Below are 22,541 nucleotides of genomic sequence, written 5' to 3' on the forward strand. Positions count from 1 at the left end.
CCTCGCGATGCGAGGCCTTTCTGCTGGCGGCTTGCGGCGCCACTCAGCCGGCAATCGACTCATACAGCGCCAGATACTCCTGGGTAATGCGGTGCGAGCGCTCCAGGTGCACCAGCGGCAGATGGCGGTCGTGGGATTCCTTCACCTTCACCGAGCTGCCGATGGTCTGTTCCAGCACCGGTCGGCCTTCCGCCTTCAGCTCGTTGACCAGGCGCTGCGGCAGATTGGAGCGGGCCTGGAACTGGTTGACGACGATCCCCTCGATGGCGAGGTCGTCGTTATGGTCGGCGCGGATTTCCTGGATGTTGTCGAGCAGGGTGTAGAGCGCCTGGCGCGCGAACTCGTCGCAATCGAAGGGGATCAGCACCCGGTCGGCGGCGATCAGCGCCGAGCGCGAGTAGAAGTTGAGCGCCGGCGGGGTGTCGATGAACACCGCGTCGTAGCCTTTCAGCTTCTTCAGCGCGTCGCGCAGCTTGTAGATCTTCTGCTTGGCTTCCAGTTTGACGATCAGCTCCTCCAGCTTGGGGCTGGAAGCCACCACGTCGAGGTTCTCGAACGGGGTATTGGTGGCGAAGCTCATCAGCGGCGGCATCTGCAGGGTGAAGCTGAGCGTCGCCTCGAAGAAGTCGGCGATGCTGCGGTCGGCCTTGAGTCCGCCGGAGCCCAGCAGGTACTGGGTGGAGTTGCCCTGGGTGTCGAGGTCGATCACCAGGGTACGCAGGCCGGAAGCCGCCGCGATGGCGGCGAGATTGCAGACGATGGTGGTCTTGCCGACCCCGCCTTTCTGGTTGAAGACAACGCGCTTGATCATGTCGGAACCGCTGGAAGTGGTGTTGGATGCCTTTCCATTATCGCCAGAATCGGGCCATCACCGGCGATTCCGAATCCGTCTCGACGGTTTTGGAATCGCCACGCGACGGGCGGTGATCGACGCGCCGGTCCTAATCGGCCAGCAGCGCGGCTGCCGCTGGCGAGCTGTAGAAGGGCTCCAGCCAGCGCCGGATCAGCGGTTCCAGCAGCTTCTTCTTCTTGAGTGCGGCCAGCGCCGGCGGCGCGAAGCGCATCAGGTCGGTGAGGATCATCTTGCGGCTGATGCCCATTTCATCGAGCAGTTCGGCCAAGTGGGTCTTGCCGTACTTGTCGAAGAAGGCCTCGATGCCGGCGTCGATCACCGCCGAGTACCACTCGGTCTTGCGCAGGCTGCGCCAGTGCTCGTAGCCGACCACGAACAGCTCCTCGACATCGCCGGTGCTGACCGTGGCGCGCGCCTCGGCCAGACTCTGGTGCTTGAGACCGGCCCAGATCTCCAGCGCCGATTCGCGCAGCAGATGGTCGTCGAGCAGGGTTTGCAGCGAGCTTTCGCTCTCGCGCAAGGTTGCGTCCAGGCTCTGCTGGATGTACTTGCGCAGGGTGCTTTCGATGGCGGCGTCGAGCTTGGGCGTGGCCTTGGACAGCACCGACTTGCCCAGCTTCAGCATCGACGAGGCGCCGGGGATGCTCTTGGTCAGGCTGTTCTGCGCCAGGTAGCCGCTGATGCCGCGATAGATCAGATCGCCAGCGACGGTGTGCACCACCGGATTGGAGAGGCCGGCGTGGATCAGCGCTGCACGCGCCTCCTTCAGTTCCAGGAGCTTGTCCAGCCAGTGGCGGAAGTGGCGGTCGGGCAGCAACTCACCGAGCTTGGTCTTGCGCTGGATCGGGTGCGCCTGCACCGCCTGCGCGATCTCGCCGACCAGCTCCGGGATGGCGCCGTGCGGCTCCATTTCGGCGGCGTAGTGGCGGGCGATTTCCTGCACGGTCTTGCGGCTGACCACTTCCTCCAGCTTCAGCTTGCTGGCGTCGTGCAGCAGGGCGTCGACCTCGGCCTCCAGCCAGGGCTCCAGGGCCTTGGCATCCAGGCGCGCCAGCCACCACTCGACTTGGGCATCGAGCAGGGCGCTGGCCTTGCTGGAGAGTTTCGCGGCTTTCTTGGCCATCTTGAATGGGCTCCTCGGGAGGACAGGTTGCCGCTGCGGCGGCGGCTGGGTAGACAGGGCCAGGCAGTATGCCCGCTTCGCCGTGGCGCAGGCAGGCGTCGCCGCAAACCCCGGCCCGCGGGCTGGGGCTCGGGCAAAAAAAACCCGGGCCAGGCCCGGGTCTTTTCCGCGACGGCGGTTTAGGCCGCCATCTGCCGCAGCATGTACTGCAGCACGCCGCCGTGGGCGTAGTAGTCCCACTCCTTCGGCGTGTTGATGCGCACCTTGGCCTTGAAGCTGACCACGCTGCCATCGGCCTTGGTGGCCTTGACGCTCAGCTCGGTGGCGCCGGCCTTGAGGCCGTCGAAGTCGAACACCTCGCTGCCGTCCAGGCCCAGCGAGCCGGCGTTCTGGCCGTCGACGAAGTTCAGCGGCAGCACGCCCATGCCCACCAGGTTGGCGCGGTGGATACGCTCGAAGCTTTCGCTGATGACCGCCTTCACGCCGAGCAGGATGGTGCCCTTGGCCGCCCAGTCACGCGAGGAGCCGGTGCCGTACTCCTTGCCAGCCAGCACCACCAGCGGGGTGCCATCGGCCTGGTGCTTCATCGCCACGTCGTAGATCGACTCGACATCGCCGGCCTTGCCGTCCTTGCCGATGTACTTGGAAACGCCGCCTTCGACACCCGGGGTCATCGCGTTCTTGATGCGGGTGTTGGCGAAGGTGCCGCGCATCATGATCTCGTGGTTGCCGCGACGGCTGCCGAAGCTGTTGAAGTCGGCGCGCTGCACGCCGTGCTCCATCAGGTACTTGCCGGCCGGGCCGTCCTTCTTGATGTCGCCGGCCGGGCTGATGTGGTCGGTGGTGATCGAGTCGCCCAGCACCGCCAGCACGCGCGCGCCAGCAATCGGCTGGATGCCGGGCGGGGTCATGGTCATGCCCTTGAAGTAGGGCGGGTTCTGGATGTAGGTGCTCTTGTCGTCCCAGGGGTAGCTGTCGGACTTGGCGACCTTGATCGACTGCCAGCGGGCATCGCCCTTGAGCACGTCGGCGTAGCTGGCCTTGAACAGGTCGGCGGTGACCGCCTTGGCGACGGTTTCCTGGATCTCGGCGTTGGAGGGCCAGATGTCCTTCAGGTAGACGTCCTGACCGTCCTTGCCCTTGCCGATCGGCTCGCTGGTGAGGTCGAGGTCGGTGGAGCCGGCGATGGCGTAGGCCACGACCAGCGGCGGGCTGGCGAGGTAGTTCATGCGCACGTCCTGGTGGACGCGGCCCTCGAAGTTGCGGTTGCCCGAGAGCACTGCCGACACCGACAGGGTGTTCTCCTGGATCGCCTTGCCCAGGGGCTCGTTGAGCGGGCCGGAGTTGCCGATGCAGGTGGTGCAGCCGTAGGCGGTGACGTAGAAGCCCATGGCTTCCAGGTCCTCGATCAGACCGGCCTTCTTCAGATACTCGGTGACCGCCAGCGAGCCGGGGGCGAGCGAGGTCTTCACCCAGGGCTGGCTGCTGAGGCCGAGCGCGCGCGCCTTCTTGGCGAGCAGGCCGGCGCCGATCAGCACGCTGGGGTTGGAGGTGTTGGTGCAGGAGGTGATCGCCGCGATCATCACCGCGCCGTCCTTCAGCTCGAAGGTCTTGCCGTTGTCGGTGACCGTGGCCGGGCCCTTGGAGGGGCGCGCCTTCTGCTCGGCCTCGAAGGCCTTCTTGTAGTTGGCCTTCACATCGCTGAGCAGCACGCGGTCCTGCGGGCGCTTGGGGCCGGCGAGGCTGGGCTTGATGCTGCCGAGGTCGAGGTGCAGCACGTCGGTGTACTCGGCTTCCGGCGCGTCCGGCGTCCACCACATGCCCTGGGCCTGGGCGTAGGCCTTGACCTTGGCGATGTCGTCCTCGCCACGGCCGGTCAGGCGCAGGTAGTTGAGCGTTTCTTCGTCGATCGGGAAGATGCCGCAGGTGGCGCCGTATTCCGGGCCCATGTTGGCGATGGTGTTGCGATCCGAGGCCGAGAGGTTGGCAATGGCCGGGCCGAAGAACTCGACGAACTTCTCGACCACGCCGCGCTTGCGCAGCATCTCGGTGACGGTGAGCACGAGGTCGGTGGCGGTCGCACCTTCGGCGAGCTTGCCGGTGACGCGCACGCCGATGACTTCCGGCATCAGCATGGAGGAGGGCTGGCCGAGCATGGCGGCCTCGGCCTCGATGCCGCCAACGCCCCAGCCGAGCACGCCGATGCCGTTCACCATGGTGGTGTGGCTGTCGGTGCCGAAGCAGCTATCGGGGTAGAGCAGGCCGTCTTTCTCGAACACCACGCGGGCGAGGTATTCGATGTTGACCTGGTGGACGATGCCGGTATCCGGCGGCACCGCCTTGAAGTTCTTCAGCGCTTCCTGGCCCCAGCGCAGGAAGGTGTAGCGCTCGGCGTTGCGCTCGAACTCGACCTTGGCGTTCAAGTCCAGCGCGGCCTTGCTGCCGTAGTGGTCGATCATCACCGAGTGGTCGATGACCAGCTCGACCGGGCACAGCGGGTTGACCTTGGCGGCGTCGCCGCCGAGGGTCTTGATCGCATCGCGCATGGCGGCGAGGTCGACCACGCAGGGCACGCCGGTGAAGTCCTGCAGGATCACGCGCGCCGGGGTGAAGTCGATGTCCTTGGCCGGCAGCTTCTTGAGATCGGCGCTGGCGAGAGCGGCGATGGTCTCCTTGGTGGTGTTCACGCCATCTTCGTGGCGGAGCAGGTTCTCCAGCAGGACCTTGTAGGAGTAGGGCAGGCGGGAGACCTTGTACTGGCCCTCCAGCTTGGTGAGGTCGAAGAACGTATAGTTCTTGGAACCGACGGAAAGGGTGGACTTCGCTTTGAAGCTGTCCGACATGGCGTGCTCGCTCCCGGGAGGTGGCTGGAATCGTGAGGCTGTGCGCCGCCCGCTGGTCCGGGCCCAATGTCCGGCCTGGCGGTGCGCAGCTCGCAATTATACTGATCGTCGACCGCTTGAGCCCGACCACTTTGGTCTGAGGCGCGCGCGTTCCGGCGGCCGCCGATCCTTCGATTCTTCCACCACCACAGGCTTGCCAAGGCTTTGACTCCCGCTTCCGCCGACTCGCTGACCTCCGCCGGAGTTGCGGCGTGCTGAACCGGTCTGGCTGGCGGCGCGCGATGGCCCTGATCCCGGCGCTGCTGCTTGCCTGGCCGGCGCAGGCACTCAAGCTCAGCGCCGAAGAGACCGCCTGGCTGGCGCAGCACCCGGTGGTTACGGTCTATTCCGACGCCGGCGCGCCGCCGTTCGACGCCATCGACGAGCAGGGCCGGCACTTCGGGCTGGTCACCGACTATCTGCAGGAACTGGCGGAGCGCACCGGGCTGCGCTTCCAGTGGTCGCCGCAGCCACGACGGGCCCGCCTGCTGGCGCAGATGGCCAACGACGACCAGGCGCAGCTGCTGGTGGCCTACGCGCTGGAGGTACCCCCCGGTGCCGGCCTGCGTCCGTTTGCGAGGGTGCTGGCGCAGGACTACCCGGTATTGGTCAGCCGCCGGCTAGGCGCGGACTACGACGGTCTCGGTGCCGGTCGCGCCCGCCGTTATGCCCTGGTCAGCGGCTACGCACCGGGCGAGCGTTACGGCGCCCGCCAGCCCGGCAGTCAGCTGCTCTACAGCGAGAACTTCGAGCCGGCGCTGGTCGATGTCGCGCTCGGCAATGCCGACGCCAGCGTCCAGGGCCTGGCGGTCGCGGACTACCTGATTCGTCAACGTGGCCTTGGCGATCTGCAGTTCAGCGGTCTGGCCTCGGAGCCGGCGCAGCCCTTGCGCTGGTGGCTGCCGGCCAATGCCACCGTTCTCGCCGGCCTGCTCGAACGCGCCTGGGACGAAATCCCCGAGCCGCGCCACCGTCATCTGCGGGAAACCTGGCTGGGCGAGGAGCGCCACAGCGCGCCGCCGCCGGCCGAGGATGCCGCCTCCGTCTGGCCCTATCTGCTGCTGCCGATGTTGCTGCTGGTCGCCGGCTGGTACTGGTATCGCCGCCGCGCGCTGCGCCAGGCCAGTCCGGTGGCGCCGGTGCCCCGCGCCGGATACGGACCGGGCCTGATGTTCGAGCTGGAGGAGCCCCCCGCCGCCGCGCCGCGCCTGCGCGATTGCAGCCCCGAGGTGCTGCACTACCTGGGGCTGGCCGCCGACACCGAGCTGCCGGCCCTGGCCACGCTGCGGGCCGGCATCCCGGCCGAGGATCAGGCCCTGATCGCCGAAGCGGTCGCCGAAAGCCGGCCGGGACTGCGCCGCTGCGAGGTCGAGTTCCGCCTGGCTGGCAAGGACGGTCTGCGCTGGGTGAAGTGCACCGCCGAGCCCCGCCGCCAGGCCGACGGTGGCCTGCTCTGGCAGGCGGTGGCGGTGGACATCACCGCGCAGAAGCTGGCGGAAGCGCAGTCCGAACGCGCCGAGCGGCGGCTGCGGGAGATCACCGACAACGTCCCCGAGGTGGTGTTCCAGCTGGAGCGCGATGCCCAGGGCAGCTACCGCTTCAACTTCGTCAGTGCCTCGCTGCTGTCGATCTGCGGCCTCAGTCCGCAGGAGGTGATGCGCGACAGCGAGGCGATCTTCCACGCCATTCACGAGGACGACCGCGAGCGTGTGCGGGCGGCGGTGCAGCGCTCGGCGCTGGGACTGGAGGCCTATGAGGTGGAGTACCGTCTGCGCAGACCCGACGGCCAGCTGGAATGGTTGCGCGCCAGCGCCCGGCCGCTGCGCCTGGGCAATGGCAGCACGGTCTGGAACGGCTACATCAGCAATGTCAGCCGGCTCAAGCAGGTCGAGCAGCGGCTGGAAGAAGCCGAACGCTTCGTCCGCGACATCACCGACAACATCCCCGGCTTCGTCTACCAGTTGCGGCAGAACGCCGAAACCGGCGAACGGCGGCTCAGCTTCATCTCGGCCGGCGTCAGCAGCCACGGCCTGAGTGCGGCAGAGGCCTTGGCCGAGCAGGGGCGCATCTACGCCCGTCTACCGCCCGAGGACCAGCAGAGCCTCAGTGCGGCGGTGGCTCGCTCCATGGAGACGCTGACTCCCTACCGCCTCGACTATCGCGTGCAACTGCCGTCCGGCGTGATCGGCTGGATGCGCACCCAGGCCGCGCCGCGCCGGCTGCCGGACGGCAGCCTGGTCTGGAATGGCGTCACCAACGAGATCAGCGAGGAAAAGCTGCTGCAGGCCGAGGCCCAGCGTGCCCAGGAGCGACTCAAGGCCATCACCGATGCCTTGCCGGGGGTGGTCTACCAGCGTCTGGAGTCGCTGAGCGGCGAGGTGGCTTATCCCTACATCAGCGATGTCGCCAGCGAGGTGTTCGAGATGGCCGCCGAGGACATCGCACGCCGGCCGGAGTTACTGCGCGAGCGCACCGTTGCCGAAGATCTGGTCGGGATCACCGAAGCGCTGGCGGCGTCGCGCCGCGAGCGCAGCCTGGTCAGCCTGGATTTCCGCTTCCGTCGCCGCAACGGCGAGTTGCGCTGGTTGCGCACCCGCTGCCGCCCGGCCCCCTCCGCCGACAGCGAGATCATGGTTTGGAACGGCTTCACCGAGGATGTCACCGCCGAGAGGGAGGCCCAGGCCCGTGCCGAAGCCCTGCAACGGCGGCTGGTGGAGATCACCGCCACCGTCCCCTGCGTGGTCTTTCAGCTGCGGCGCGAAGCCGATGGGCGACAGCGTCTGCTGTTTGTCAGCGATAGCCTCCTGGATCTCGCCGGCGTCTCCCAGCAGGCCGCCGAGGCCGACATCCAGGCACTGTGGGCGCGACTGCCGCCGGAAGACGCCGAACTGCTCGACCAGGCCCTGCAACGCAGCCAGCGCGAGCGGCAGCCCCTGCACTACGATTTCCGCCTGCGCGGCGCCGATGGCCGGCTGCGCTGGGTGCGCGGCGCGCTGTCGCTGCCGCGCGAGGATGCCGAAGGCACGGTCTGGAGCGGTACCTGGCAGGACATCAGTGACATCAAGGCCCTGCAGGATCAGCTGGCGCAGGCCAAGCGCGCCGCCGAGTCGGCGAGCCGGATGAAGAGCGAGTTCCTGGCCAACATGAGCCACGAGATCCGCACGCCGATGAACGCCATCATCGGCCTCGGCCAGCTGGCGCTGCAGACCGAACTGAGTCCGCGTCAGCGCGACTACATCGGCAAGATCCAGACCGCCAGCCAGTCGCTGCTGGGCATCATCAGCGACATTCTCGATCTCTCGAAGATCGAGGCCGGGCGCATGCAGCTGGAGCGCGTCGAATTCGACCTCAACCACGTGCTGGAAGACCTCGCCGGACTGATCGGCCTGCGCGCGGCGGAGAAGTCGCTGGACCTGCGCTTTGAGCTGCCGACCGACCTGCCCACCCGCCTGATCGGCGATCCGCTGCGCCTCGGCCAGGTGCTGCTCAATCTGGCCAGCAATGCCATCAAATTCTCGGACGCCGGCGAGGTCTGCCTGCGGATACGCGAGGCCGGCCGCGAGGGCAGTGGTCTGCGCCTGCGCTTCGAGTTGCGCGACCAGGGAATCGGCCTCAGTGCCGAGCAGATACGCCGGCTGTTCGAGTCCTTCGCGCAGGGCGACGCCACCACCACCCGCAAGTACGGTGGAACCGGCCTGGGGCTGTCGATTTCGCGCAACCTGGTGCGGCTGATGGGGGGCGAGATCGGCGTCGAATCCAGCCCCGGCCAGGGCAGCTGTTTCCATTTCGACGCGCTGCTGGAACTGCCGGCGGGCGAGCAGCCCCGCTACCGCCTGCCGCCGGACTTGCAGGGCTGCCGGGCGCTGGTGGTGGACGGCCGGCGTGGCAGTGCCGAGCTGCTGGTGAGCTGGCTCAAGGCCTACGGCTGCCGGGCCGAGCCGGTCGCCACTGGCGAGCTGGCACTGGCGCGGTTGGCGCAGGCCGGCACCGACCCCTACCGCCTGTTGCTGCTGGACTGGGACCTGCCCGGCCTGAGCGGGGTGGAAACCGTGCAGCGCCTGTACGGGCTTGGGCTGGCACCCCGGCCGGCGCTGGTGATGCTGTCCTCGCTGCTCGGCGAGGCCATGACCGAACTGGCCAAGGCATCCGGAGTCCAGGCTTTCCTGAGCCGTCCGGCCATCCCCGCCGGCCTGTTTCGCGCCGTGCTGCGGGCGCTGGGGCATCCGGAATCGCCATCTGCCTCGGAACCGCCGGAGCCGGTACGGCCGCTGGCCGGCCTGCGGGTGCTGGCGGCGGACGACAACGAGGTGAACCTTCAGGTCGAGCGCGAGATCCTGGAGTCGGCCGGTGCCCGTGTCGGTCTGGCGCGCAACGGTCTGGAGGTGCTGGCCAGGCTGGCCGAGGAGCCGTTCGACGTGGTGCTGCTGGATTTGCAGATGCCGGAACTGGACGGCCTGGCGACGGTGCGGAAACTGCGTGCCGACAGCCGCTACCGGCGCATGCCGGTGATCGCCATGACCGCCCACGCGATGCCCGAGGATCGCCAGCAGGCGCTCGCGGCCGGCATGAGCGACTACCTCAGCAAGCCAGTCGCGCGGGACGCCCTGGTGCTGGCCCTGCAACGCGCGCAACTCGGATTGCCACCGCCGGCCGTCGCGGGTTCCGACCTGCCGGCGGTCGTGTCGGCGACGGAGGGCGCATTGGTCGATGCGGCGCTGCTCGACGCCGAAGGGGCGATCCGGCATCTGGGCGGCAACCGCGATCTGTACCGGCGCTTGGTCGAGCGCTTCCAGCGGGATCATCACCAGGCTGCGGAACAGATCACCGGGGCCTTGGGCGGGCAGGACTGGGAACGGGCCCGCCGCGAGGCGCACAGCCTCCGTGGCGTCGCCGCCAATCTCGGCGCGCTGCGGCTGGCCGGCCTTGCCGGCGAGATCGAACAGGCCTTGCGCCAGGATCAGCAGCCCAGCGGTGAGCAACTGGCGCGCTTGCAACAGACTCAGCAGCAGACGCTGGCGGCGATGCAGGCGCTGGAAGAGGCGTCCGCGCCGCCGGAGCGGGACGTGGCCATCGAAGCCGGACTTGCCTCCCAGTTGCAGCAGCTGGCGCGCCTGCTGGCCGAGCACGACGCCGAGGCCAAGGTGCATTTTTCCGGCTTTTCGGCGCGGCTGGCGCAGTCAGCCACGCCCGCCTTCCTGCGTTTGCGGATGGCGATCGACAACTACGACTTTGAAACCGCCGCCCTGGCCCTGGATGATCTGATGCACGAACTCAACCTGCCGCTGGCGGCGACGCCGCCCGGAACCCAGACATGACCCCATCAGCCTCCGCCGACCGCGCCGTCGGCAGCGCTATCGGCTACAGCAGCCCGGAGTCAGGCAAACCGCTGAGCCGCCCAGTAGTGCTGCTGGTCGACGACACGCCCTTCAACATCGACGTGTTGCGCGGCGTGCTGGCCGGCGCTTACACCCTGAAGGTGGCAACCAATGGCGAAAAGGCGCTGGCGCTGGCGCAGATGCAGCCGCAACCCGACCTGATCCTGCTCGACGTGATGATGCCGGGCATGGACGGCTACGAGGTCTGCCGGCGGCTGAAGGCCAATCCGCAGACCCGTGGCATCCCGGTGATCTTCGTCACCAGCATGAACGAGGTCGAGGACGAACAGCACGGCTTCGAGGTTGGCGGGGTCGACTACATCACCAAGCCGGTGAGCCCACCGCTGGTGCAGGCGCGGGTCGCCACCCATCTGCGCCTCTACGCCCACGAAAGAAACCTCAGCGAGCTGGTGGCGGCGCGCACCCGCGAGCTGGAAAGCACCCGCCTGGAGATCATCCGCCGGCTCGGGCGCGCCGCCGAATTCAAGGACGACGAGACCGGCCAGCACATCATCCGCATGAGCCACTACGCCCGCATCCTCGCCGAGGCCTCGGGGATGAGCGCGGAGGATGTCGAGGTGCTGTTCAATGCCGCGCCGATGCACGACGTCGGCAAGATCGGCATTCCGGAAGCGATCCTGATGAAGCCGGGCATGCTCACCGAGGAGGAATGGAAGGTGATGCGCAAGCACCCGAGCATCGGTGCCGGCATCATCGGCAAGCACGACCACCCGCTGCTGGAAACCGCCCGCATCGTCGCCCTGACCCATCACGAAAAATGGGACGGCAGCGGTTATCCGCGTGGCCTCAAGGGCGAGAAGATTCCCATCGGCGGGCGCATTGTCGCCATCGCCGACGTGTTCGACGCGCTGACTTCGGAGCGGCCCTACAAGCCGGCCTGGTCGGAAGCCGATTCGGTGGCCTTCCTGCGCCGCGAGAGCGGCCGCCACTTCGAGCCGAGGCTGGTGGAGCTGTTCATCCAGCACCTGCCGGAGATCCGCCACATCCGGGAGCTGTATGCCGACCAGGGACCGCAGCCGGCGCCCGGGACCGCAGCCTGGGAGCAGTTGCCGGAGGCCTGAGCGAGGCCACCTGAAGCTAGGGTGTGTCATCAATTACCTGCTCGCTGCGTTGCGAGTCAAAACCGCGCAGTGCGAGGCGCGAGACGTAGCGCAGGTTGGAACCTGAGCAAGTCTCGCAACGACGCAATGCGCGGTTTTGGCCGCAACCCTGTGGGGCCGGCTCGCGACACGGTGCCCGAGCGTAGCGAGGCGGGTGCGGGAGCGAGCCCCGCCGGCGCCTCCCGCACCCCTTGCTGCGCAAACACCGTGTCGGCGCCGGACTGTTTTGGGGCATTGCGGCGTCAGCCAGAGAGGGAAATAGAACCACTATTCCCCTCCCTGGCTTCCTTGCACTGCCCCAAAACAGCCTTCGGCCGCAGCGACCAGGTAATTGATGACACACCCTAGGGCGTCTTGGGTCCGCGCGGATGACGATCTTCGACCGTGCCGGTCAGCACCGTGTTCATCATCTGCGGATCGCAGCGCTCGACGCAGAGCCGCTGTTCGTCGCCGCACAGACCGGGTTCGCCATCGGCACCGAGCAGACAGATCTCGTGTTCGCTCAGGCAGGTCTGCACGCAGGCATCTTCGGCGCCGGGCACCGGGTAGAGATAGCGTCTTGGCGCCTCGGCCGCGACGGAGGCAGTGGCGACCAGGCACAGCACAAAGCCACAGAGTTGCAGACGGCGCATGTCGGTGTCCTCCGGTTCACGGGCCTGTTATCGACCCTGGAACCCTAGTCCTCCGACGCGCGGGGGGAACGCCGTCAAAACATCTGTAGAGAAAATCCCTAGGCCGGTCCGGCCGCCGCGATTTCCCCGCAGCCGAGGCAGGTTCTGCCCTGGTATAGCGCCAGATACTGACCCGGAGTGACCGCCCGCTGCGCCTGCTCGAACTCCACCCGCAGCGCGCCGTCGGCGGTCTCGACGAGGCGACAGGCGGCGAGTGGCTGGCGGTGGCGCAAGCGCCCGAACAGCGGTTCCCGCGCGCACAGCGGCGCCAGCCAGTGAAAGCGCCCGGTATGCAAAGTGCGGCGGAACAGCCGTGGATGCTCGGCCTGCTGGGAGACGATCAGGGCCTTGCGGGCGAGATCCTTGTCGACCACGTACCAGGGCGCCTCGCTGGCGCCGCGCCGGCCGCCGATGCCAACGCCCTTGCGCTGGCCGAGGGTGAAGAACTGCAGGCCCCGGTGTTCGCCGAGCACCTCGCCCTGATCGGACTCGATCGGGCCGGGGTCCGGTGGCAGGTGCTCGGCGAGGAAGTCGGCGAACGGCCGCTCACCGATGAAGCAGATGCCGGTGGAGTCCTTGCGGCGGTGGTTGGGCAGCCCGGCGCGGGCGGCGAGGGCGCGCACCTCCGGCTTGCTCAGGCCGCCGAGCGGGAACAGCACATTCTCGAACTGCGCGCGCGGCACCCCGGCCAGGAAATAGCTCTGGTCCTTGTTCTCGTCGGCGGCGCGCAGCAGCAGCGGACCTTCGGCGGAGGCCGCCAGATCGGCGTAGTGGCCGGTGGCGACCAACTCGGCGCCGAGCCGGCGGGCATGCTCGACGAAGGGCTGGAACTTGATCTCGCGGTTACAGAGCACGTCCGGGTTGGGGGTCTTGCCCTCGCGCAACTGGCGCAGGAAGCTGGCGAACACCCGCTCGCGGTATTCGACGGAGAAGTCCACCCGGTGCAGCGGGATGCCCAGTTCCTCGGCCACCGCGCGCGCGCTCTGGTAGTCCTCGGCGGCGGTGCAGTAGCCGGACTCGTCCTCGGCCCAGTTCTGCATGAACAGCCCGGACACCCGGTAGCCCTGCTCCTTCAGCAGCCAGGCGGAAACCGCCGAATCGACCCCGCCGGAGAGGCCGACCATGACGTGCCGGCTCATGACCCGCCTCGTCCTAGAGTTCGTCGGGCAGGGTCAGCGAGCCACTGCCGGGGATCGATTGCGCCAGCGGCGCTTCCTCGTCGTCCGGCACCGGCGCGCCGCCCAGCGGCGTCAGATGGGTGAGCACGCGCAGCGGATAGCGCTTCGCGGTCCAGTAGTCCTCCACGCACTGCTGCACCATCGGGCTGCGGTGGCGGTAGATCTCGTCCTGCAATTCGTACTGATCCATCCAGAACCAGCGGCGGATGCCGGTATCCAGCGGTCGGGAGGCGTCGTGCTCCAGCGGCTTGGCGGAAAACGCGAAGCGCAGGAAGGCGTAGTCGAGGTCGGGCGGCTGGTATTCGTAGACGCCGACCAGGCCGGTGATCTCGACGTGCCAGCCGGTCTCCTCCAGGGTTTCGCGCACCGCGCCCTGCATCAGGGTCTCGCCCTGCTCCCAGTGGCCGGCGGGCTGGTTGATGACCAGCTCCTCGCCGACCTGCTCCTCCACCAGCAGGAAGCGGCCGTTGCGCTCCACCACGGTGGCGACCGTGACATGCGGCATCCACGTACGCAGGCTCATTTCAGCTGGCCCTTCTGGCGCAGGTGCTGGTAGCCCTCCGGGTCGGCCGGGCCCAGCGAGCGCAGGTAGTTCTTCAGCATTTCGCTGGCGCCGGGCTTGGGCCGGACGCGGATGTCGGTTTCGTAGCGCTGGTCGGGGAACAGCCGCGCCTCGCCGTCGGCCTCCAGCGGCCCGGAAGGCGAGCTGACCTTGGCGATCAGCGCCTCCGGTGTGGTCAGCAGCTCGATCTGGAAGTCGCCCAGCGCCAGCGGTTCGCGCGCCAGGGTCCAGGCCAGACCGCGCAGCTCAATGCGGCCGGTGACGGTGTCGATGCCGGTTTTCTTGACGATCAGGCTGTCAATCTGGGCGCCAGCCTGGCCGCTGACCGGTAGGTAGCTGAAATTGGCCAGCGCGGCGAGGCGCTTGACCTCGCCAGCGATGCGGAAGTCGCTGAGCCGCAGCGCCAGTGGCGAAGCGGAGGCACGGCCTTGCAGGGTTGCCAGCCCGCCGCCACCCTCCACCCAGACCGAAGCGCGGCCCAGCAGCAGCCACCAGGGCTGGAAGTGCCAGCGCAGGTCCTGAGCCACCAGGCGGTTGTTGACGGTGATGCCGGAGAGCTGTCCGGCCGCCCAGGGGCCCTGCAGGCCATAAACCTGCACCGGCGAGGCTTGGGGCTTGAAGGCGGCGTACAGCAGCGCCGCCGGGATGTTGGCGATCAGTGTCAGCAGGAATACCGCGCCGGCTGCCCAGAGGATGTGCTTGCGGGCGATCACGGACGTACCAGGCTCAGGCGGGCGTTGACCAGGCCGGCGCTGGCGCGGCGCTCGATCTCGGCGCCGCTGACGCTGACCCCGTAGCGACTCTGGAGGATGCCGATCCAGCGCGCCAGATTGTCGAAAGGCACGTCCTCGAACCAGATCTTCACCTCGGTCTCGCCGTCCGGCTGCAGCCGGGTTGGCGCCTTGCCCAGTTCCGGCAGCCGCGCGGCCTGGTCGACCAGGGTCAGCAACGATTGGCCGCCGCCCTGCACGGCCCCCAGGCCGGAGGCGCGGGCCCGCTGCACCACTACGCCGATGGTTTCCAGGCGCTCGGCGAGGGCGCGTTGTTCGGTCAGCGCCGCCTGCTGGCGCTCATGTGCCTTGGCGAAAGGCTCCCAGAGCAGCAGGTAGATCAGGGTCAGCGCCAGCACGGCGGCGCCGAGCGCGACGATCAGACGTTCGCGCGGTTGCAGCTCGCGGTAGCGCGCCATGAGCGGCGCCAGATGCGGCTCGGCCTGGGTCGCCAGGGTCGACAACCGGGTCTGGACGGCGGTGGAGATGTGATCGAGGGCGCTCATGCGGGCGACAGCTTGATGCGGATTTTCAGGCCCTCTTCGCCGCTGTTGGCGGACTGCACGTCGAGGTGGGCCCCGCTGGCTGGGGTGTAGTAGGCGCGCAACTGGTCGAGGGCGGCCAGATCGCTGCCGCTCAGGCTCAGGAACAAGGCGCCTTCGCGGAATTGCAGACCGTCGAGTTGCAGGCTGGGCGCGGCTTTCAGGCCGGCGGCCAGGGCATCCAGCAGCGGCAGCAGGCCGGCGCCCTTGGCATTGCCCTGGGCGAGGGCGAACTGCTGCTCGGCCTGCGCCTGCAGATTCACCACCCGCTGCTCATTGGGGAACAGCTCGCGGAAGCGTGCTTCGTTGGCGGCCTGCTGGCGGTTGGCCTGGTGCTTGAGCGCCAGTGCGCTCAGGCCGTTGCCGGCGGCGCCGAGCAGGAAGGCGAGGGCGAGCAGGCCGGCGCTGAGTTTCCAGGCCTGCCATTGCTTGCTGAAGCCCCGCTGCTGGGCATAGGCGCCCTGCAGCAGGTTGATGCTCTGCGCCGGCCGGTAATGGCGGGCGAAGGCTTCCAGCGGATGTTCCAGGCCGGGCAGCAGCTCGACATCGCGCTCCAGGCGGGTGAAGTCGGTTTCGACCTCGCGGCCGACCAGGATGCGCAGGGCGTGCTTCTGGCCGCCTTCGGCGAGGTCGAGGAACAGCTCGAAGTCCTCGGCCAGGCAGCCGAAACCGGCGTAGGGGCCGGTGCGCACGCTGAGCTTTCCGGGCTCGGCCAGCACGGTCCAGCGGGCGTCGTCGCGCCAGGGCAGGGCCAGGGTTTCCGGCACCAGGGCGTCGGGCGCCAGACCGCGCGCCAGCAAGGGTTGCAGCCAGGCGCGCAACTGTTCCTCGGCGACCACCGCGACCGGCCATTCGTTGTTGGCCAATGGCTGCGGCGCGACCGCGAAATGCAGGGTCTCGACGTCCTCGGCGAACTGGTCTTCCAGCGCATAGGGCGCCGCCAGCAGGGCCTTGGCGGCCTGACGCACCGGCAGATTGGCACTCAGCAGGCGCACATCCTCGCCGGGCACGTAGAGCACCAGGCGACGCTGTGGCGCGAGTTCCAGCACCTCGGTCAGCGGCGCTTCACGGACCAGCACGCTGACCGGGTTGTCGCTGCTGGTCAGGGCGTAGGCAACGGGGGCTTCCGAGCCAGGCTCGCGAAGGCGGATATGCAGCGTCTCGCGCATGGGGCTGGCTTATTCGGTATCGAGGCTGCGGCTGATGATAGTGGGCGTACCCGAACCGGGCCGCAGCACCACACTATAGAGGGCGACACGACCGCTGCCAATGAAGGCTTCCGCGACCATCAGGAAGTAGCTGGTCTTGGCCGAGACCAAGTCGGCGGTGACATCGGCGGGCAGGGTGCCGTCGCTCTGCAACTTCTGCGGGTTGTCCACCGGCTCGGACTTCCGCTTCTGTAGCCACTGATCCATCTTCTGTTTGTCGATCTGATCCGAGAGCGAATACAGAACCTCGGGCTTGGCGGTGTTGACATTGACCGGCGTCGGCGCGCCGCCGCCGCCCAGGGGCAAGGCGGTCACGAACGGGGCCAGCGCCCGGTAGATCTCGGGAGTGACGCCCTTGATCGCCAGCAGTTCCGTGGGGCTGCGCAGCGGCTGGTCGGCGCTGCGGTAGGGCTGGGCCAGACTCTGGTAGTCGCTGTCCTCGGCGCCGCCGCTGCCACCGGGAACCTGGTTGCTGTCGATCCAGTCGCGGATCGCTTCGGCGATGGCGCTGGCCTGACTGGCGTCGAGGCCTGGCACCTGCCCGAACAGACTCTGGAACTGCTTCACGAACACCAGCGGCTTGTTGGAGCCGAGATTGTTGAGGTTGAAGCGGCCTTGCAGGTCTTCGAGATGGCCGCGCAGCGCGCCCTGTTCCACCGGCAGGTAGTCCACCGGGCGCGCCCAGTCCTCGTCCAGGGAGTCGATGTTGTTCTTCTGCAGGTCGCGCTTGAGCACCGACAGCACCCAGGACTCCAGGCCGTCGGCGTACCACCAGGCGCGTTCGCCGTCGATCAGGGTGGCGGTGCGCCGGATCGCGGCATTGGCCGAGCCGAGCACGGCGGCAGTAGCGATGGTGGCGAGCGCCATCACCAGCATGGCGGTGATCAGGGCGATGCCGCGGGATCGCAGTCGGGACGAACGCTTCATTCGCCACCGCTGCCGGAAGAGCTGCCGCTGCTACCACTGCTGCCGGAACCGGAACCCGAGCCGGAACCCGAGCCGGAACTGGACCCGGAACCGGAGGAACCGCTGCCGCTGCTGGCGGGGATGGGATCGACGCCGATGCGGAACAGCCAGCGCACCTCCTCGTAATCCTTGCTCTTCAGTGTCAGCTCCACCGCCCGTGGCGGTGGGCTGCTGCTGGCGCCGGTCGCAGCCGCCAGGCCGCCGGCTCCGGCCGGCCAGCGCTCGCGCCACTCGCGATCACGGTCGAGAAAGCGCCAGCGCACCTCGTCGAGCTTGCTCAGCACCACCAGACGCACCGGGTCGCGGTCCTCGGCGCGGTCCAGCACCCGCCAGGTTTCGCGCAGCAGTTCGTCGGTCTTTTCGTCGTAGCGATAGGCGATACGTTCCAGGCTGGAGCGCGGCTGGTACAGCGGGTTGCGCCAGCCGCCATGGGTGAACTCCACGCGCTGCTGGTATTCCTCGAACTCCAGCGCCGGGCGGTTCTGGCCGAAGCCGTCGCGCACGCCGCGGGTGGAGGCGAGCTGAAAATCGTTACGCAGACGCTGGAAGGCCTTCTGCCACTCGGCCGTGCGGTCCAGCCGGCTTTCCAGTTCGCGACGGGTGTTGAGCACATAGTTGAGACCGCCATAGGCCATGGCGGCAAACACCGAGAAGATCGCCAGCACGACGACCAGTTCCAGCAACGTGAATCCGCGGTTGGCTTTCATCGCTGACTCATGAAGGCGGTGAGGTCGGCGCTGCTGGCGGCATCGGCGCTGTCGGCATCCTTGGCGCTGGGCGAGATCACCTTGAGATCCAGGCGGCGCAGATCCGGGTCGTCGGTGCTGCGCACTTCCAGCCGCCACTTCCATTCGACGCCGGCCATCTCGGTCTTGCCCTCGCGGCTGCCGGTCGATGGCCAGGATGGCTCCAGCTCAATCTCGGTCAGGCGGTTGTGGGCCACCCAGGTGGCGATGCTGCGTTCGCGCAGATAGCCGGCCTGGGAGGCGTAGCGGGCGAAGCCGGAGAGCATGGCGCCCAGGGCGATGGCCAGTATCGCCACGGCCACCAGCAGCTCCAGCAGGGTGAAACCGCGCTGCCTGAGGTGGCGGGGCAGGTTCATTCGCGTGGCACCGCGACACGGTTGAGTTGCAGCCGGCCGAGCACATCGCCTTCCAGGCGGTAGAAGAAGCCCAGGCCCGGCGCGCCGAGGTCAAGCGCGAACGGCGTCAGTTCGCCGCTGGACAGCAATAGCACCTGGGGCTCCATCTTCTTCACTGCGGCGGTCATCGACGGGGACTTGGCCTGCTTTTGCAGCTCTGCCTCGGACGGGTCGTTGGCGGGCAGTACCACGCGACGGCCGTCGACACTCAGACTCACCGCCAACGGCGGCGGAATCTGGCGCCGGCGCAGGCTGCCGGTCTTCTCCAGATCGGCCCACTTGCGGTCCTCGTCCAGCACCAGCAGGCGAAACTCACTTTCGGTGAAGCGCAGGCCGATCTCGACACCCTTGGCCTCGGCTTCCTCGGCCGCCAGTTGCACCAGGGCTTTCATCCGCCGGGCCTCGTTTTCCAGCCGGTCCTCCTGCACGCGGTTGCCGACCGACAGCATCGCGAAGGTGGCAAGCACGCCGATGATCAAAATGACAACGGCGAGTTCGAGCAGGGTGAAGCCGCCGGAGGCTGCGCGCTTCGCGACTGCAGCGAATTTCACTCGCTCTGGTCTGCCAAGGCTGGCCTGATTTCTAGCCATCACTGACGAAGCGTTCGCGACCGCCGCGAGCGGTGCTCGCAACGGTTCAGGGTGATGGACTGGTGTTGTTGCGATCCCTGACGCGGCCTGGCACTTCGTATCTGGCCCCGGCCTCGCCATCCCTGGCGAGGCGTTCGCCACCGCCGCGAGCTTCGCTCGCGAAGCGCGGTGGCTCACCCACCCAGATCCCAGTTGCCGATGTCGCCGGCGGCGCCTTCGCCGCCCGGCTTGTTGTCGGAGCCCAGGCTGAACAGGTCGAACTCGCCCTTGGTGCCGGGTTGCAGGTACTGGTAGGGATTGCCCCAGGGGTCGTTGGGCAGCTTCTGCACATAGCCGCCCGGTTTCCAGTTCTTGGCCGGCGGGTCGCCTTGCGGCGGCGCGATCAGCGCTTCGAGGCCCTGCTGGGTCGAGGGGTAGTAGAAGTTGTCGAGCTTGTAGAGGTTGAGCGAGGACTCCAGCACGCGGATGTCCTGCTTGGCCTTGGCGATACGGGCGTCATCCGGGCGATCCATAATGCGCGGCACCACGACGGCGGCCAGGATGCCGAGAATCACCACCACCACCATGATCTCGATGAGGGTGAAGCCGCGTTGGCGGGTCGGGTGCTTCGATGTGGGCATCGTAAAAATCCTTGATTTGCTTAGACTTCGTGAACACTGCTGGAACGCTGCGGATGATAACAAACGCGTCTGACAACACCGCGACGACGGCACTGAAAAATCCCTGGACCGACTTCGCCGTCTGGTCCTCGCCGCTGCTGCTGATGGCTCTGATCGCCCTGCTGGCCCTGGGCGGCGAGCCCTGGATCAACGCCCTGCGCTACGACCGCGTCGCGATCGCCGGCGGAGAGTGGTGGCGTCTGCTGACCGGCAACCTCGTGCATTTGCCGGGCAATACGATTGTCTGGGAGGGCTTCCGGTTCCACGGCCCCTGGCATCTGTTCCTCAATGAACTGGGCGTGCTGGTGCTGGTGCTGCTCTGCCCGGAGCGACTGTCGGCGGCGGTGTGGGCGCGGCGGGTGATTCTCCTCGGCCTCGGCATGAGCGCCGGCCTCTACTTCTACGCGCCGGACCTGCGCTGGTACGTGGGTCTGTCCGGGGTGATGCACGGCCTGTTCCTGCTCGGCCTGATGCCACAGGCGCTGAAGAAGGACATCGTCGCCCTCGGCTGCATCCTCTATCTGCTCGGCAAGCTCGGCTACGAGCTGTATGCCGGCGCGCCGGTGTCCGACGAGCACGCCATCGGCGGCAAGGTGGCGCTGGACTCGCATCTCTGGGGCGCGATCTCCGGTCTGGTCTACGGCCTGGTGTTCCGGTCGTTCTGGAAGCCGGAACGCTGGGCGTTCTGGCGCTGAGGCCCTCCACCAATTGGGAGTAGGTCGGCGCGCCGGCCTTTGTGTAGAGTCGGCGCCGCTTCCAATCCACCTTCATTTCGAGGACCCGATGTCCGAAGCCCATGCGCACGCCTTCCTGTTCCCCGGGCAAGGCTCCCAGTCGGTCGGGATGCTCCAGGCCCTGGCCGGCACCCAGCCGGCGATTGCCGAAACCTACGCCGAAGCCTCCGAGGTGCTCGGATTCGACCTCGCCGGCTTGGTCCGGGCGGGCCCCAAGGAAGAGCTTGATCGCACCGAGAACACCCAGCCGGCACTGCTGGCGGCGGCGGTGGCGGTGTGGCGCGCCTGGCAGGCGCGGTCGGGCGCGCGGCCGCTGGCGCTGGCCGGCCACAGCCTCGGCGAGTACAGCGCCCTGGTGGCCGCTGAATCCATCAGCTTCGCCGACGCGCTGCGTCTGGTGCGCCTGCGCGGCCAGTTGATGCAGGCCGCCGTGCCCGAGGGCCAGGGCGGCATGGCGGCAGTGATCGGCCTCGACGACGAGGCGGTGGCGCGGCTCTGCGCCGAGTATCCCGGCCACGAGCTGTTGACGCCGGCCAACTACAACAGCCCCGGCCAGGTGGTGGTGGCCGGTGAAACCCCGGCGCTCGACTGGCTGCTCGCCAACGGCAAGGCCAAGGGCGCGCGCATGGTGATGCGGGTGGGCATGTCGGTGCCCTCGCACTGCGCCCTGCTGAAGGACGCCGCCGCGCAACTCGCCGAAGCCCTGGCCGCGACCGCCGTGCAGGCGCCGAAGATTCCGGTGCTGCACAACCTCGACGCCGCGCCGCGCCAGGACCCGCAGGAGATCCGCGCCGCGCTCGCTGCGCAGTTGCACCAGCCGGTGCAGTGGACGCGCAGCATCCAGGCGCTGGCCGGGCAGGGTGTCGGGCACTGGCTGGAATGTGGCCCCGGCAAGGTGCTCACCGGCCTGGTCAAGCGCAGCGTCGATGGCGCCAGGCTCTACGCGCTGGAGGATCCGGCGCAGTTCGATGCCGCCCTGCAAACCCTCAAGGGAGTGAACTGAACATGCAGATTTCCTATCAAGGCCAGGTCGCCCTGGTCACCGGCGCCTCGCGTGGTATCGGCCGCGCCATCGCGCTCGCGCTGGCGCAGGCAGGCGCCACGGTGATCGGCACCGCCACCAGCGAATCCGGCGCGGCGGCGATCAGCGAGGCGCTGGCGCCCTACGGCGGCGAAGGCCGCGTGCTGGACGTGCGCGACGGCGCCGCCACCGAGGGATTGGTGGAGGCCATTGCCAAGGACAAGGGCGCCATCGCCATCCTGGTCAACAACGCCGGCGTCACCCGCGACACTCTGCTGATGCGGATGAAGGACGAGGACTGGGCGCAGGTGATCGACACCGACCTCAGCGCGGTGTTCCGGCTCAGCCGCGCGGTGCTGCGCGGGATGATGAAGGCGCGCTACGGCCGCATCGTCTCCGTGGGTTCGGTGGTGGGCCTGATGGGCAATGCCGGCCAGGCCAACTACTGCGCGGCCAAGGCCGGTCTGATCGGCTTCTCGAAGTCGCTGGCGCGCGAGATCGGCTCACGTGGCATCACCGTCAACGTCGTCGCGCCCGGCTTCATCGACACCGACATGACCAAGGCCCTGCCCGAGGCCGCGCGCGGCGCGCTGCTGGAGCAGGTGCCGGCCGGTCGTCTCGGCGCGCCGGAAGACATCGCGGCGGCGGTCTGCTTCCTGGCCTCGCCGGCCGCCAGCTACATCACCGGCGAAACCCTGCAGGTGAACGGCGGCATGTACATGCAATAGTTTCGCCGGGGCCGTCGTCGGCCGCGCGTTTGCCCCTATAGTGGATGCTGCATTGCAACAGCTGTACCCGGACCTGGGTGGCGACCGTCACAAACCATCGCTTAGAATCCGCCCGCCACAACGAACCGAGGCTTTAAGGAGCCGACATGAGTAGCTTGGAAGAAAAAGTCAAGAAGATCATCGCTGAACAGCTCTCCGTGAGCGAAGACCAGATCAAGCCGGAATCCGCTTTTGTGGAAGACCTCGGCGCCGATTCCCTCGACACCGTCGAGCTGGTGATGGCGCTGGAAGAAGAGTTTGAAATCGACATCCCCGACGAAGAAGCGGAAAAGATCCGCACCTTCCAGGACGTGCTGAACTACATCAAGACCCACGCCAGCTCGGCGTCCTGAGGCTCCCCGGCCTCGCTGTACTCCC

19 protein-coding genes and 1 pseudogene are annotated in these 22,541 nt (G+C 67.9%); 6 read left to right on the top strand and 14 right to left on the bottom strand.

Annotated elements, in window-relative coordinates; translation table 11 throughout:
• Positions 1 to 43 precede the first annotated feature (43 nt).
• The 3 genes from ED208_RS10785 to acnA form a co-directional block, all read right to left on the bottom strand.
• Entirely contained in the window at positions 44 to 808 is a 765-nt protein-coding gene (locus ED208_RS10785) for a ParA family protein (protein ID WP_123212021.1), read from the bottom strand.
• Between the two features lie 133 nt (positions 809 to 941).
• Positions 942 to 1,976, bottom strand: a complete 1,035-nt coding sequence (locus tag ED208_RS10790; RefSeq protein ID WP_123211902.1) for a hypothetical protein — start codon at positions 1,974 to 1,976, stop codon at positions 942 to 944.
• Between the two features lie 179 nt (positions 1,977 to 2,155).
• Positions 2,156 to 4,819: an aconitate hydratase AcnA gene (acnA, locus tag ED208_RS10795; protein WP_123211903.1), complete on the bottom strand. Its 2,664-nt coding sequence runs from the start codon at positions 4,817 to 4,819 to the stop codon at positions 2,156 to 2,158.
• 251 nt (positions 4,820 to 5,070) lie between these two features.
• Between acnA and ED208_RS10800 the strand changes: the two genes are divergently transcribed.
• Both ED208_RS10800 and ED208_RS10805 read left to right on the top strand, forming a co-directional pair.
• Positions 5,071 to 10,173: a PAS domain-containing protein gene (locus ED208_RS10800; protein ID WP_123211904.1), complete on the top strand. Its 5,103-nt coding sequence runs from the start codon at positions 5,071 to 5,073 to the stop codon at positions 10,171 to 10,173.
• Positions 10,170 to 11,315 (top strand): response regulator, encoded by a 1,146-nt coding sequence (locus ED208_RS10805; protein WP_123211905.1) that lies wholly within the window; start codon positions 10,170 to 10,172, stop codon positions 11,313 to 11,315. Before ED208_RS10800 ends, ED208_RS10805 begins: the two co-directional genes overlap by 4 nt.
• Positions 11,316 to 11,698: 383 nt before the next feature.
• On the opposite strand, the gene ED208_RS10810 is transcribed toward ED208_RS10805, so the two are convergent.
• From ED208_RS10810 to gspG, 11 genes and pseudogenes are all read right to left on the bottom strand, one after another.
• A complete protein-coding gene (locus tag ED208_RS10810; RefSeq protein ID WP_123211906.1) occupies positions 11,699 to 11,986 on the bottom strand; it encodes a hypothetical protein in 288 nt (95 codons plus the stop codon).
• 98 nt (positions 11,987 to 12,084) lie between these two features.
• Positions 12,085 to 13,164 (bottom strand): tRNA 2-thiouridine(34) synthase MnmA, encoded by a 1,080-nt coding sequence (mnmA, locus tag ED208_RS10815; RefSeq protein ID WP_123211907.1) that lies wholly within the window; start codon positions 13,162 to 13,164, stop codon positions 12,085 to 12,087.
• A gap of 121 nt (positions 13,165 to 13,285) precedes the next feature.
• Positions 13,286 to 13,726, bottom strand: a pseudogene (locus tag ED208_RS10820) (NUDIX hydrolase); the annotation flags it as partial.
• A complete protein-coding gene (locus tag ED208_RS10825; RefSeq protein WP_158608514.1) occupies positions 13,723 to 14,478 on the bottom strand; it encodes a type II secretion system protein N in 756 nt (251 codons plus the stop codon). The pseudogene ED208_RS10820 and the gene ED208_RS10825, both read right to left, overlap by 4 nt.
• The gene (locus ED208_RS10830) at positions 14,475 to 15,041 is read right to left on the bottom strand and encodes a type II secretion system protein M (RefSeq protein WP_123211910.1); all 567 of its coding nucleotides are present in this window, start codon (positions 15,039 to 15,041) and stop codon (positions 14,475 to 14,477) included. Before ED208_RS10830 ends, ED208_RS10825 begins: the two co-directional genes overlap by 4 nt.
• Entirely contained in the window at positions 15,038 to 16,246 is a 1,209-nt protein-coding gene (gspL, locus tag ED208_RS10835) for a type II secretion system protein GspL (RefSeq protein WP_123211911.1), read from the bottom strand. Before gspL ends, ED208_RS10830 begins: the two co-directional genes overlap by 4 nt.
• A gap of 9 nt (positions 16,247 to 16,255) precedes the next feature.
• Positions 16,256 to 17,212 (bottom strand): type II secretion system minor pseudopilin GspK, encoded by a 957-nt coding sequence (gene gspK, locus ED208_RS10840; RefSeq protein ID WP_123211912.1) that lies wholly within the window; start codon positions 17,210 to 17,212, stop codon positions 16,256 to 16,258.
• On the bottom strand, positions 17,209 to 17,958 hold the full coding sequence (gene gspJ / locus ED208_RS10845; RefSeq protein ID WP_158608515.1) for a type II secretion system minor pseudopilin GspJ: 750 nt from the start codon (positions 17,956 to 17,958) through the stop codon (positions 17,209 to 17,211). Before gspJ ends, gspK begins: the two co-directional genes overlap by 4 nt.
• Positions 17,955 to 18,353: a type II secretion system minor pseudopilin GspI gene (gene gspI / locus ED208_RS10850; RefSeq protein ID WP_123211914.1), complete on the bottom strand. Its 399-nt coding sequence runs from the start codon at positions 18,351 to 18,353 to the stop codon at positions 17,955 to 17,957. Before gspI ends, gspJ begins: the two co-directional genes overlap by 4 nt.
• Positions 18,350 to 18,943 carry a type II secretion system minor pseudopilin GspH gene (gene gspH, locus ED208_RS10855; RefSeq protein ID WP_158608516.1) on the bottom strand — a complete coding sequence of 198 codons (594 nt, stop codon included), beginning with the start codon at positions 18,941 to 18,943 and terminating at the stop codon, positions 18,350 to 18,352. The genes gspI and gspH overlap by 4 nt, the downstream gene beginning before the upstream one ends.
• 212 nt (positions 18,944 to 19,155) lie before the next feature.
• On the bottom strand, positions 19,156 to 19,602 hold the full coding sequence (gspG, locus tag ED208_RS10860; protein ID WP_123211916.1) for a type II secretion system major pseudopilin GspG: 447 nt from the start codon (positions 19,600 to 19,602) through the stop codon (positions 19,156 to 19,158).
• 53 nt (positions 19,603 to 19,655) lie between these two features.
• Between gspG and rrtA the strand changes: the two genes are divergently transcribed.
• The 4 genes from rrtA to acpP all read left to right on the top strand — a co-directional run bounded on the left by rrtA (position 19,656) and on the right by acpP (position 22,516).
• Positions 19,656 to 20,336 carry a rhombosortase gene (gene rrtA, locus ED208_RS10865; protein WP_233575034.1) on the top strand — a complete coding sequence of 227 codons (681 nt, stop codon included), beginning with the start codon at positions 19,656 to 19,658 and terminating at the stop codon, positions 20,334 to 20,336.
• 88 nt (positions 20,337 to 20,424) lie between these two features.
• Positions 20,425 to 21,378 carry an ACP S-malonyltransferase gene (gene fabD / locus ED208_RS10870; protein ID WP_123211917.1) on the top strand — a complete coding sequence of 318 codons (954 nt, stop codon included), beginning with the start codon at positions 20,425 to 20,427 and terminating at the stop codon, positions 21,376 to 21,378.
• A gap of 2 nt (positions 21,379 to 21,380) precedes the next feature.
• Positions 21,381 to 22,124 (top strand): 3-oxoacyl-ACP reductase FabG, encoded by a 744-nt coding sequence (fabG, locus tag ED208_RS10875; protein ID WP_123211918.1) that lies wholly within the window; start codon positions 21,381 to 21,383, stop codon positions 22,122 to 22,124.
• Between the two features lie 146 nt (positions 22,125 to 22,270).
• Positions 22,271 to 22,516: an acyl carrier protein gene (acpP, locus tag ED208_RS10880; RefSeq protein ID WP_123211919.1), complete on the top strand. Its 246-nt coding sequence runs from the start codon at positions 22,271 to 22,273 to the stop codon at positions 22,514 to 22,516.
• The last annotated feature ends 25 nt before the right edge of the window (positions 22,517 to 22,541 follow it).

This window comes from Stagnimonas aquatica, from assembly GCF_003730135.1.
GTDB lineage: Bacteria > Pseudomonadota > Gammaproteobacteria > Nevskiales > Nevskiaceae > Stagnimonas > Stagnimonas aquatica.